This window comes from Aliiruegeria lutimaris (genome assembly GCF_900099935.1).
In the GTDB taxonomy this organism is placed as follows: domain Bacteria; phylum Pseudomonadota; class Alphaproteobacteria; order Rhodobacterales; family Rhodobacteraceae; genus Tropicimonas; species Tropicimonas lutimaris.
This window is the reverse complement of sequence record NZ_FNEK01000004.1, coordinates 110,492-122,802: the sequence shown is the minus strand read 5'-3', so window position 1 is coordinate 122,802 and position 12,311 is coordinate 110,492. Positions and strand designations below refer to the sequence as shown.

Annotated in this window: 13 protein-coding genes; all 13 read left to right on the top strand. The window is 63.0% G+C overall.

The window, feature by feature from the left end:
* The first annotated feature begins 12 nt into the window (after nt 1-12).
* Nucleotides 13-642, top strand: a complete 630-nt coding sequence (locus BLR85_RS03555) for a PEP-CTERM sorting domain-containing protein (RefSeq protein ID WP_139188293.1) — start codon at nt 13-15, stop codon at nt 640-642.
* Nucleotides 643-856: 214 nt separating this feature from the next.
* Nucleotides 857-1,423, top strand: a complete 567-nt coding sequence (gene frr, locus BLR85_RS03550) for a ribosome recycling factor (RefSeq protein ID WP_093149624.1) — start codon at nt 857-859, stop codon at nt 1,421-1,423.
* Between the two features lie 36 nt (nt 1,424-1,459).
* Nucleotides 1,460-2,185 (top strand): polyprenyl diphosphate synthase, encoded by a 726-nt coding sequence (gene uppS / locus BLR85_RS03545; RefSeq protein ID WP_093149817.1) that lies wholly within the window; start codon nt 1,460-1,462, stop codon nt 2,183-2,185.
* Complete coding sequence (locus tag BLR85_RS03540; protein ID WP_280138461.1) at nt 2,178-2,987, top strand: phosphatidate cytidylyltransferase; 810 nt, start codon at nt 2,178-2,180, stop codon at nt 2,985-2,987. Before uppS ends, BLR85_RS03540 begins: the two co-directional genes overlap by 8 nt.
* Nucleotides 2,984-4,162 (top strand): 1-deoxy-D-xylulose-5-phosphate reductoisomerase, encoded by a 1,179-nt coding sequence (dxr, locus tag BLR85_RS03535; RefSeq protein ID WP_093149614.1) that lies wholly within the window; start codon nt 2,984-2,986, stop codon nt 4,160-4,162. Before BLR85_RS03540 ends, dxr begins: the two co-directional genes overlap by 4 nt.
* A gap of 6 nt (nt 4,163-4,168) precedes the next feature.
* A complete protein-coding gene (rseP, locus tag BLR85_RS03530) occupies nt 4,169-5,506 on the top strand; it encodes an RIP metalloprotease RseP (protein ID WP_093149609.1) in 1,338 nt (445 codons plus the stop codon).
* 79 nt (nt 5,507-5,585) lie between these two features.
* A complete protein-coding gene (locus tag BLR85_RS30205; protein WP_280138460.1) occupies nt 5,586-5,720 on the top strand; it encodes a hypothetical protein in 135 nt (44 codons plus the stop codon).
* A 129-nt stretch (nt 5,721-5,849) separates the two neighbouring features.
* The gene (gene bamA / locus BLR85_RS03525) at nt 5,850-8,255 is read left to right on the top strand and encodes an outer membrane protein assembly factor BamA (RefSeq protein ID WP_244520594.1); all 2,406 of its coding nucleotides are present in this window, start codon (nt 5,850-5,852) and stop codon (nt 8,253-8,255) included.
* Nucleotides 8,255-8,863 (top strand): OmpH/Skp family outer membrane protein, encoded by a 609-nt coding sequence (locus BLR85_RS03520; RefSeq protein WP_093149597.1) that lies wholly within the window; start codon nt 8,255-8,257, stop codon nt 8,861-8,863. Before bamA ends, BLR85_RS03520 begins: the two co-directional genes overlap by 1 nt.
* Nucleotides 8,864-9,044: 181 nt before the next feature.
* The gene (gene fabZ / locus BLR85_RS03515) at nt 9,045-9,524 is read left to right on the top strand and encodes a 3-hydroxyacyl-ACP dehydratase FabZ (protein WP_093149594.1); all 480 of its coding nucleotides are present in this window, start codon (nt 9,045-9,047) and stop codon (nt 9,522-9,524) included.
* 2 nt (nt 9,525-9,526) lie between these two features.
* Nucleotides 9,527-10,324 carry an acyl-ACP--UDP-N-acetylglucosamine O-acyltransferase gene (gene lpxA / locus BLR85_RS03510; protein WP_093149591.1) on the top strand — a complete coding sequence of 266 codons (798 nt, stop codon included), beginning with the start codon at nt 9,527-9,529 and terminating at the stop codon, nt 10,322-10,324.
* Between the two features lie 4 nt (nt 10,325-10,328).
* Entirely contained in the window at nt 10,329-11,135 is an 807-nt protein-coding gene (locus tag BLR85_RS03505; RefSeq protein ID WP_093149588.1) for an LpxI family protein, read from the top strand.
* A 3-nt stretch (nt 11,136-11,138) separates the two neighbouring features.
* Nucleotides 11,139-12,308, top strand: a complete 1,170-nt coding sequence (lpxB, locus tag BLR85_RS03500; RefSeq protein ID WP_093149584.1) for a lipid-A-disaccharide synthase — start codon at nt 11,139-11,141, stop codon at nt 12,306-12,308.
* Nucleotides 12,309-12,311: the final 3 nt, after the last annotated feature.

Sequence of the window (12,311 nt, the reverse complement as noted above, 5' to 3'; positions counted from 1 at the left end):
TTGGCAGGCATCATGTTTCGATTTGGAAAAACACTGTTGTTCTGGGCCGCCCTTGTCGTTGCGGGGTTCGCAACGCCGGCACAGGCGATAACGATCGATTTCCAAGATCTTGAAGGGTCGGGGCGTGCCTTCGACTATGTCGGCGGAACCTATACCTACGACGATTTCACGCTGACGAACCTGACGTCCAATACCAGGACGGCCTTCGCCATACCCGAGACCGGCAACTCTCGCTACAATACCGGCTCGACCTCCATGCTCAACAATCGCGTCAACGGCGTGACCCAACTTGCGGCGAGCGACGGCAGCGCTTTCGACCTCGAGTCCATCGACCTGTCCGAACTCGCGTCCAACCGGATCGGCGACACCAGCGTTACCTTTACCGGCACCTATGAAGACGGTACGACGGTCGAGCAAACTTTCGATCTCGACGGTGTCTGGGGCATGGAGACCTTCTATTTCGATGGCTTCGACAGTGTCATCAGCGTGACCTGGACCCAAACGGCCGATTTCCATCAGTTCGACAATATCTCGGTCGAGATCTCGCCGGTTCCGCTGCCTGCATCCTCGGTATTGCTGGGCTCGGTTTTGGGCGTGGGGGCGTTCGCAAGCCGCCGCCGGCGCCGAAGGGGCGCTGGCTGAACGGGCGGAACCGGGCGGTCGCGTGCCGCCTTGATCCTTCATCCCTGGACGGGAGAACGGCCGGCAGCTTCCAGCTTTGCCGGCCGCGTCGATTTCGCGGAAAAGGAAATTATAGCCTTTCCGTTCTAAACATCGCCGAGCGGATGCTATACAACGCGTTGCAGCGATTGTAGAACGTTGCGAACGAACGAGATGCTTGGGAGGGAACAGGCACATGTCAGCAGACTATGAAGAACCCGATGTCGCCGACCTGAAACACCGGATGGATGGGGCGATCAAGGCGCTGAAGGCGGAATTCCTGACGCTTCGGACCGGCCGGGCCTCGGCGTCCATGCTGGATCCGATCCAGGTCGATGCCTATGGCGCGATGACGCCACTCAACCAGATCGGCACCGTGAACGTGCCGGAGCCGCGGATGATCACGCTGAACATCTGGGACAAGAGCATGGTTTCCAAGGCCGAGAAGGCATTGCGCGAGAGCGGGCTGGGCATTAACCCGGTCGTCGACGGTACCATCATCCGTCTGCCGATCCCGGAGCTGAACGAAGAGCGCCGCCGCGAGCTGACCAAGGTCGCCGCGACCTATGCCGAGAGCGCCCGAATCGCCATTCGCAACGTCCGCCAGGACGGCATGCACAAGCTCAAGAAGGCCAAGTCCGACGGTATGCCTGAAGACGAGGAAAAGATGTGGCATGACGACATCCAGGAGATGACCGACAAGCACATCAAGCTGGTCGATGCTACCCTGGAACACAAGCAGGAAGAGATCATGCAGGTCTGACCTGCGGATCGTTTGGCAAAGCTGAAAGGGGGCCTGATGCCCGCCGAAGACAACCTTCACAAGGCCCCCGAACATGTCGCTATCATCATGGATGGCAACGGCCGCTGGGCAACCGCCCGCGGCCGTCCGCGTTTGTTCGGTCACCAGGCTGGCGCGCGTCGGGTGAGCGAGATCGTCGAGGCGTGCCCGGATCTCGGCGTGCGCTACCTGACGATCTTTGCCTTCTCGACCGAGAACTGGAAGCGGACGCAGGCCGAGGTTTCCGGGCTGATGACGCTGTTTCGCCGCTACATCCTGAAGGAAGCGCAGCGCCTGCTGGCCAAGCGGGTGCGGGTGCGCTTCATCGGCGACCGTGACAGGCTGGACCGCAAGCTGGTCAAGCTGATGGACGACCTTGAGGCGCTGACGGCAGACAATGATGACGTCCACCTGACGATCGCGCTCAATTACGGCGGTCGGGACGAGGTGACGCGCGCGACGCTCCGGCTTGCCCGCGAAGTCGCCGCCGGGCGGCTGGACCCCGATGATGTCGATGCCGAAACGCTGGGGCGTTTTCTCGACACTCATACCCTGCCGGACCCGGACCTGGTGATACGGACATCCGGCGAGGCGCGGATTTCGAATTTCCTGCTCTGGCAATCGGCCTATTCAGAATATGAATTCGTCGACACGCTCTGGCCCGATTTCACGGCGGAAAAATTCGCCGAGGTGCTGGCCGGGTTTGGCAAGCGGGAGCGGCGATATGGAGCGGTTCTTGGCTGAAAGCAATAAAAACACCTCGTCTGCACGTTGGGAAGACCTGAATGCGCGGACATGGACCGGGTTGCTGATGGTGCTGATTGGCGTCGTGGCGATCCGGCTTGGCGGAGTCTGGTTCCAGATGCTGGTGGTGTTCGTCACCTCGGTGATGATCTGGGAACTGGCACGGATGATCCGGCCGGGATGGGATGTGGGCGCGATGCTGCTCGCGGCCTTCTCCGCCTCCGTCATTTCCGGGCTGACACAGCAGCAACCCGATTGGCACCTGTTCCTTCTGTTTCTGCCCGCCGTGGCGGGAATGCTCTCCATGCCACTGGAAAAATTAACATTTTTTCTGTTTGCCTTGGGCCTTACCGTGGCCGGATGGGGCCTCGTCGAGGCGCGGGAGGTCTATGGCGGCACCTGGCTTTTCTGGATGGTCATCTGTGTCGTGGTAACGGATGTTGCGGGCTATTTCGCGGGACGCCATTTCGGCGGGCCGAAGTTCTGGCCGAGTATCAGTCCCAAGAAGACCTGGTCCGGGACTGCCGCAGGCTGGATCGGTGCCGGTCTGATCGGAGCGATCTTCCTGACCTTCACCGATGCTGGGCGGGATCTCATCTGGCTCTCCATGCTCTTGTCCTTCGCCTCGCAGATGGGGGACATTGCCGAAAGCGCGCTCAAGCGCCGGCTGGGGGTCAAGGATTCCTCGGCCATCATTCCCGGACATGGCGGCCTGTTCGATCGCTTTGACGGGCTGTTGGGCGCGTCGCTCTTCATGCTGCTCCTGGCGCTGCTGGTGGATGTGCCGGAGGTCCGGATATGAAACGCGTGTCGATCTTCGGCTCCACAGGCTCGATCGGCGAAAACACGGTAGACCTCATCGCGCGGGCACCGGAAGAATACGAGGTCGTGGCGCTGACCGGCGGGCGCAATATCGCGCGGCTGGCGGAGCAGGCGATCTCGCTCAACGCCAAGCTGGCGGTTACATGCTTTCCAGATTGCAAACAGGAGCTTGCAGAGCTTCTTTCAGGTACCGGAATCGAAGTGGCAGCCGGCCCTATGGCGATCTCCGAGGCCGCGGAACGCCCGGTCGACTGGGTGATGTCCGCCATTGTCGGCGCGGCGGGGCTGGTGCCCGGCCTGAAGGCGCTCGAACAGGGCGCGGCGCTGGCGCTGGCCAACAAGGAATCGCTCGTCTGCGCCGGCGAATTGCTGATGCGGACGGCACGGGCCAACAAGGCCGATGTTCTGCCGGTTGACAGCGAACATAGCGCCGTCTGGCAAGCCCTTGTGGGCGAAGACATTTCTGCCGTTGAGCGGGTGATCCTCACCGCGTCCGGTGGGGCCTTCCGGGACTGGCCGCTGGAGGATCTGCCGAGAGCGACGCCGGAGCAGGCCAGTACGCATCCGAACTGGGACATGGGCCAGCGGATCACGGTCGATTCCGCGTCCATGTTCAACAAGTCCCTGGAGCTTATTGAAACGCGGGAGTTTTTCGGGTTCGAGCCGCGCCAGATCGAGGTCCTTGTACACCCGCAATCGCTGGTACATGCGCTGATCGGCTTCAACGATGGCGGGCTGATGGCGCATGTGGGCCCGGCGGATATGCGCCACGCAATCGGCTATGCGCTGCATTACCCGGAGCGCCGACCGCTGCCAGTGGAGCGGTTGGACCTCGCGCGGATCGGCAAGCTGGAATTCCGTGAGCCCAGCGAGGCGCGCTGGCCGGCGCTGCGGCTTGCGCGCGAGGTGATGAAGGTGCGCGGCCTCGCCGGTGCCGTTTTCAACGCCGCCAAGGAACAGGCGCTGGATTCCTTCCTGGCACGCGACATCCGGTTCACCGACATGGCGGTGGTCGTCGAGGAGGTGCTTGCCGCCATGGAAGGCGAGAACGCCCTGAAATGTGACCGCATGTGCCTTGAAGATGTCATTGAAACAGATCATGTCGCTCGGATACGCGCGGCCGAGGCCGCGGCCCGGATCAACATGGATGCTTGATATCAAATGGATTTTGCCTCGCTGATCCCCGAATTCGGGGGCCTTCTCTGGACCATCGCTGCCTTTGTCGTTGCCCTCAGCGTGATCGTTTTCGTGCATGAGTATGGCCATTACATCGTGGGCCGTTGGTCTGGGATTCGGGCGGAGGTGTTCTCCATCGGCTTCGGGCCGGTCCTGCTCAAGCGCACGGACAAGCATGGCACCCAGTGGCAGGTCGCGGCGCTTCCCTTTGGCGGGTACGTGAAATTTCTCGGCGACGCCTCGGCGGCCAGCGACAAGGCCTCGGACGAATTCGAGGAGATGGATCCGGAAACGCGCCGCCACACCATGCACGGCGCGCCGCTCTGGGCGCGGGCTGCGACGGTTGCCGCGGGGCCGGTGTTCAATTTCATCCTGTCGATTCTCGTCTTCTCTGCCATGATACTGTGGGAAGGTACGGCCAAGGAACCGGTCGAGGTGGGCGCGCTCAAGCCGATGCCGGCGCAGGTGCAGGCGCTCCAGCCGGGGGACCGCATCCTGTCGGTCGGCGGGCAGGCGGCCGAAGATTATGTCGGTTTCTTCGAAGTCGTGCGCGGGTTGGACGTGTCCGAGACGGTTTCCTACGAGATCGAGCGCGCCGGGCGGCAGGTATCGCTGGACGGGCCGTTCCCCTTCCCGCCGATGGTGGACGGGCTGCAGCCCGGGTCGGCGGCGATGGATGTGGGCATCGAGGTCGGCGACGTGATCACGGCCATCGACGGCACCCAGATCACCGCCTTCAAGCAATTGCAGGAGACCGTGGCCGCCTCCGAAGGGCGGGCGATGAAACTCAATGTCTGGCGCGATGGCGAGGCGCTCGAATTCGTCCTCGCACCCCGGCGCGTGGACGTGCCGAACGCGGATGGCAGTTTCGAGACCCGCTGGCTCATCGGCATGACGGGCGGGCTGTTTTTCACGCCGGCGACCGAGTCGCCGGGGGTTCTGGAGGCTGTCAACTACGGCGTCGACCAGACCTGGTTCATTGTCAAAAGCTCGCTTTCGGGCCTGTGGCATATGGTGACGGGCGCGATTTCCTCCTGCAACCTGCGCGGCCCCATCGGCATCGCCGAAACCTCGGGCGCGGCGGCGAGCCAGGGGGCGAGCAGCTTCATCTGGTTCATCGCGGTTCTCTCGACGGCGGTCGGCCTGCTGAACCTGTTCCCGATTCCGGTTCTCGACGGCGGTCACCTGGCCTTTCACGTGTACGAGGCCATCACCGGGCGCCCGCCCAGCGACAATGCGTTGCGGATACTGATGGGAATCGGTCTGACCCTGATGCTGAGCTTGATGGTCTTCGCGGTCACCAACGACTTGTTCTGCCCATAAACCGCGTCGTTTCGCCCCAATCTGGACATATTTTAGCTTTAGGTTGGTTCCTGGTCGAAACACGCAAAAGGTGCGAGTCATGCAAACGATGTCCGCTGGCTACCAAAGCATCAGCCTGATTGTTCAGCTGAACTGGGACAGGATCTTCTACATAGCGGCGATTATAGCGGCCCTGACCGGTGCCGCGGCGCTTGGATCCCTGCTTGCAGGCTGATTTCCGCCGATAATTCAATCAGGGGGGCGACGCTCACGCGGCGCCCTTTGTCGTTTTGACAAGAGAGGCGAACCTCGCTAGCAAATGGCATAAATAAATAATAGAACCTCGCGCCTGGGGGGCGGCAGCATGAAAAAACATATAACGGGCGGCACTGCCATGAACGCCCGGATGAGCAGCCCAGCACGGAAACTTTCCGGCGTCGCGGCTATGGCCCTCTGTGGGGTCCTGGTGGTCTCGGGCGGCACCTTTCCGCAAGCGGCCATGGCCCAGAGCTACAGCTTCACGAACCTGGATATTCAGGGAAATCAACGCATTGATGCCGCTACGATTGCCACTTATGCCGGCATCGGCAGGGGGCAGACGGTTTCGGCCGCCCAGCTGAACGATGCCTATCAGGGCATTGCCGGAACCGGCCTTTTCGAGACTGTGGAGTTGGTTCCGAGCGGAAATACGCTGGTCATCAAGGTTAAGGAATACCCGACCATCAACGTGATCGCCTTCGAAGGGAATCGCCGCCTCAACGACACGGCGATGGCCGAAATCGTCGAATCGAAGTCGCGCCGGATCTATTCGCCCTCGGCCGCCGAGGCGGACGCTGCCAATATCGCCGAGGCCTATCGGCAGACCGGACGGATTGCCGCGACCGTCACGCCGAAGATCATTCGTCGCTCGGACAACCGCGTGGACCTCGTGTTCGAGATCCAGGAGGGCAAGGTTTCCGAGATCGAGCGTATCTCCTTCGTCGGCAACCGGAACTATTCGGATTACCGGCTGCGCCGGGCGCTCGAGACCAAGCAGGCCGGTATCTTCCGGGCCTTCGTGGCCCGCGACACGCTCATCGAAGAACGGCTGGAATATGACAAGCAGCTGTTGCGCGATTTCTATTCCAACCGTGGCTATGTCGACGTGCAGGTTCTCAGCGCGACGGCCGAGATCGACCGCAACCGCCGCGGCAATGTCGTCACCTTCAACCTGCGCGAGGGACAACAGTTTCGGGTCGGCAAGGTTTCGGTCTCTTCGACCGTTGCGGATATCGATATCGACGCCTTCCGCAAGACGGCCAAGCTCCGTTCCGGCACGGTCTATTCCCCGGTGCCGATCGACACGGACATCACCCGGCTCGAAACCCTCGCCACGCGCCGGGGTCTGGATTTCATCCGCGTGGAACCGCGCGTGACCCGCAATGACCGCGATCTGACGCTGGATATCGAGTATGTCATCAGCCGCGGTCCGCGGATCTTCGTCGAGCGGATCGACATCGAGGGCAACACGACAACGCTCGACCGAGTGGTGCGCCGTCAATTCGACGTTGCCGAGGGCGACCCGTTCAACGCGCGTGAGATTCGCCAGGGGGCGGACAGGATTCGCGCGCTCGGCTTCTTCAAGGACGCCCAGGTGGAGGCCCGGCAGGGTTCGAGCAGCGATCTCGTGGTCGTGGATGTCAATGTCGAGGAAGCGCCGACCGGTTCACTCGGTTTCGGGGCAAGCTATGGCACCTCTGACGGTCTGGGCTTCAACTTCTCCTTCACCGAGCGCAACTTCCTCGGTCGTGGGCAGGGGCTTTCCGCGGGCCTCGGGATCACCTCGTCTACGTCGACCTTCAACTTCAACTTTGTCGAGCCGGCTTTCCTGGACCGTGATGTCACGTTCGGTCTGTCTGCCTATTATCGCAAGACCGAAAAGGACAACTCCTCCTACGATACCGATCTGGGCCAGTTCGAGCCTTCCCTGACTTTCCCGCTGACCGACTATTCGCGGCTGGGCGTTCGGGCGACCTATGACTACGGCAAGCTGCACGGTGTCGAGGATGGTACCAAGGATACCGACGATGACGGCGATTATGATGATGATGTATCGTCCTACATCTTGCAGCAGGAAGAGGATATGGGCCCGCTGAGCTCCTTCTCGGTCGGCTATTCCTATATCTATGACACCATCAGCAACGGTCTCGACCCGCGTTCGGGCGTCTACCTTCGTTTCCGGCAGGATTTCGGTGGGCGCGAGGACGGTGCGAGCTTCGTTCGGACCGAGGCGCTGCTACGGGCCAAGAAGCAGACCTTCAACGAGGACGTTACCTTCCGGGCAGAACTGGAAGGCGGCGCGGTGGCCTTCTCCGGTGGCGATAGCCGGATTTTCGAACGCTACATGCTGTCGAGGAAAATCCGGGGCTTCGAGCCGAATTCGGTGGGGCCGCGCGACCTGAATGTCGGCAACGAGGACGTGCTGGGCGGCAACTATTTCGCCGTGGCGCGTTTCGAGGCCGAGTTCCCGATCGGCCTGCCTGAGGAATATGGCATCTCGGGCGGCCTGTTCTGGGATATCGGCTCGGTCTGGGGCCTCGACAACACCGCCGGTGGCCCGAGTGGCAACGACGAGGTCGATGACGACTTCTATCTGCGTTCCGCGGCCGGTGTTGCCTTGCTCTGGGATTCGCCGCTCGGACCGTTGCGGTTCAACTTCTCGAGGCCTCTGATCAAAGAGGACTATGACAAGGAGCAGAACTTCGAATTCACCGTGTCTACGTCCTTCTGATGCGTCGCTTTCCGGGGCAGGCCCTGTTTTGCTGGCTGCTGCTTGCGGCGTCGCTTGCCCCGCTTCCTGCACCCGCTCAGGTTTTTTCGCCGATCAATTCGCCCGTACTGACGCTTGATCAGGACAAGCTCTATGGCGAAACCCTGTTCGGCAAGCGCCTTCAGTCGGAGTTTTCCCAAGCCTCGAATGCCCTGGCAGAGCGCAACCGGGAACTGACCGAGGCCTTGACTGTCGAGGAACTGCAGCTGACCGAAAAGCGCAAGCAGGTTTCGAGCGAAGAGTTCCGCGCGCTTGCAGATGCGTTCGATGAAAAGGTCGTCAAACTCCGTGAGGATCAGGATGCCAAGATCGCGGCGCTCCAGCGGCGGCGCGACCTGGATCGCCGGATCTTCACCGGACGCGTACTGCCGATCCTGTCCGAGATCGTCCGTGACAGCGGCGCCGTGGCGCTCCTTGATAACCGGGCGGTGATCCTTTCGGCCGATGCGATCGACGTGACAGACCGGGCTATAGCAAGAATCGATGCGGTTCTGGGAGATGGTGCAACCGAGGAGGAGACGGCGCCGCCAGAGGATAAGCCCGATGCCAAGGTTCCGGCCGTGGAGTGACCCGCGCTCCCCGAGGTGGCGGGAACGTCGAGAAACATCGGTTCTGGAGCCCGACAGCACGCCGATCAGGCTTCAGCATCGCACAACACGGCGCGCGCTGCTTGCTGTTGGCAAGTCGTGCGTGTAGGACGCCGGGAAGCCGCGGGCGCGGCGACCAGACGACAACAAGGCATCGGAAACCATGACAGAAGAGACCAGCGCGCTTCTCGAGGCGGACCACGAGACCATCCTGAAGATCCTGCCGCACCGCTACCCGTTCCTGCTCGTTGATCACGTGCGCGACATCGACTCTGGAAAGAGCGCCGTTGGCATCAAGAATGTCACTTTCAACGAGCCGCATTTCCAGGGCCATTTCCCCGGCCATCCGGTGATGCCCGGCGTTCTCGTGATCGAGGCCATGGCGCAGACATCTGCCGTTCTCATCGGCATATCGCGCGGGATCACCGAGGAACTGATGATCTACTTCACCACCGTCGACAAGGCGAAGTTCCGCAGGCCCGTCGTGCCCGGCGATGTTCTGGAGTTGCACGTGTCGGTGAAACGGGCCGGCTCGCGCATCGGCAAGTTCGAGGGCCGCGCGCTGGTAAATGGCGAACTTGCCGCGGAGGCGGAGTTTTCCGCCATGGTACAACTGCCGAAAAACGAAGTCTCGGAGAGCTGAGAATGGCCATCGACCCAACCGCCCGCATTCATCCGATGGCAGCGATAGACGAGGCGGCGGAAATCGGCCCCGGCGTGAGCATCGGGGCATTCTCGGTGATCGGCCCGAAAGTGAAGTTGGCCGAAGGGGTGGAGATCAAGTCCCACGTCGTCATCACCGGCGATACCACCATCGGCAATGATACGGTCGTATTTCCGTTCTCGGTGATCGGCGAGATCCCGCAGGACCTCAAGTTTCACGGCGAGGACACAAAGCTCGTCATCGGCGCGCGCAACCGGATCCGGGAGCATGTGACGATCAATCCCGGCACCGAGGGCGGCGGCGGCATCACCCGTATCGGCGATGACTGCCTGCTGATGGCCGGCACCCATGTTGCGCATGACTGCCAGGTCGGCAACCGCGTGATCCTGGTGAATAATGCCGGGCTGGCCGGCCACTGCCAGATTGGCGATGACGTCATAATCGGCGGCATCTCCGGTGTGCATCAATGGGTGCGGATCGGGCAGGGCGCGATCATCGGCGGGTTGACCAAGGTCGAGAAGGACGTGATTCCCTATGGCCAGGTGCAGGGCGGCGCAGGTCATCTGGTCGGGCTGAACCTGATCGGGCTGAAGCGGCGCGGGCTGGAACGGATCGACATTGCCGAGCTGCGTGCGGCCTATAAGGCGCTCGCGGCCGAGGGCGGCACCTTCAAGGAACGCGCTGCGGCGCTCGGCGAGGCGTCCGACAGCGAATATGTCCAGCAGATCGTCGAGTTCATTACCGGCGAGTCCGATCGCAGCTTCATCCAGCCGGAATGAACCTGTGCTGGCCTTGATCGTGGGGCAGGGGCGCCTGCCGGAGATCCTGGCCGAAGAGACCCGCGCGGCGGGCAGGACGCCGCTGGTCTGCGGCTATGCCAGCGCGCCGGATCGTCTCTCCCCCGAGCTGACCTTTCACCTCGAAGGGCTGGGCGGGCTGGTGCGGAAACTGCGCCGTAAGGGCGTGACGGAAATCTGCATGGCCGGCGGCATCACGCGGCCGAAGCTGCGCCTCAGCCGGCTGGACTTCGCAACGCTGCTGCTGGTGCCGCGCCTTATGCGTGCGCTCGGCAAGGGCGACGATGGGGCCCTGCGCGAGCTGATCGCGCTTTTCGAGGAGAATGGCATGGCTGTCCGAGGCGCGCATGAGATCCTGCCCGAATTACTGCCCGATCCGGGCGTTCTGACCCGCGTCAAGCCGGACAAGGACGATGTGAAGGACGCCGCCCGCGGCGAGGAGATCGTCGCGGCGATGGGCGTGGCCGATGTTGGCCAGGCCTGTGTCGTGGCCCGCCGGCAGGCGCTGGCCATCGAAGCCATGCCGGGCACGGACTGGATGCTTGCCTCGCTCAAGGGCACCCGCGTTGGGTTGCCGGAGGGCGGGCTGCTCTTCAAGGCGCCGAAGCCCGGTCAGGACCGGCGCGTGGACCTTCCCACGATCGGGCCGGACACGATTCGCGCGGCGACCGAGGCCGGCTTGCGCGGCGTCGTGATCGAGGCGGGTGGCGTGATGCTGCTAGACCGCGCCGAGGCGATTGCTGCGGCCGATGCGGCCGGGCTCTTCCTCTGGGTGCGGCCGAAGGGAGGCTGAGCGATGCGGGTATTCGTGGTGGCCGGAGAGGCCTCGGGCGACAAGCTTGGGGCGGCGCTGATGGCGGGGTTGAAGGAGCTGGTGCCGGAGGTGGAATTCCACGGCATTGGCGGGCCACAGATGGAAGCCGAGGGCCTGCAGAGCCTGTTTCTGATGTCCGAGCTGTCGCTGATGGGGATCGTGGAGATCCTGCCGAAATACATGCACCTGCGCCGACGCCTGTTCGAGGCGGTGGACCGCGCGGAAGAACTGGCGCCCGATATCCTGCTGACCATCGACTTGCCGGCCTTCTGCGTGCCACTGGCGCGGGAGGTACGCAAGCGGCGGCCGGATCAACGTACGGTGCATTACGTCGCCCCGACCGTCTGGGCCTGGCGCCCGGGGCGAGCGGCGAAGATGGCGCCGATCATCGACCAGGTGCTGGCGCTGCTGCCTTTCGAACCGCCTTTTATGGAAGCGGCGGGCATGCGCTGCGACTTCGTCGGGCACCCGGTTGTGGCCGAGCCACAGCCATCGGAGCAGGATGTTGCCGCGTTCCGGGCGGACCACGGCATCGTGCCGGATGCGCCACTCATTCTCGCGCTTCCCGGCTCGCGTGGCGGCGAGATCAAGCGACTTGCACCGGTCTTTGGCGAAACGTTGAAGCGGCTGCTGGCCGAACATCCATCCGCGCGCATCGTGGTGCCCACGATCGAGGCCAAGGCGGAGATCATGCAGGAGGCTCTGCAGAGCTGGCCCGGTTCGCCGATCCTGCTGGACCCGCGGGGCAAGACGGCGCAGGCCTTCCAGGCCGAGAAACGCGCGGCCTTTGCCGCCGCCGATGTGGCGCTTGCGGCCTCGGGCACGGTCTCGCTCGAACTGGCTGCCGCCGACACGCCGATGGTGATCGGTTATGACGCGAACTGGCTGACCCGGATGATCGTCCAGCGACTTTTGCTGGTGGATACGGTGACGCTGGTCAACCTCGTTTCCGAAACTCGCGTCGTGCCCGAATTCACCGGCGAAGCCTGCCGCCCCGACGCGCTTGCCGACGCGGTTCTGGAAGTCTTGCGCAATCCTTTTGCGCAGCGCGATGCCATGCGCATCACCATGGAGCGGCTTGGGCGCGGGCAGGAAGCGCCCGGCCTGCGCGCGGCGCGCGCGGTACTGGAAGGGCTGGAAGAGGGGCGCTGAGGC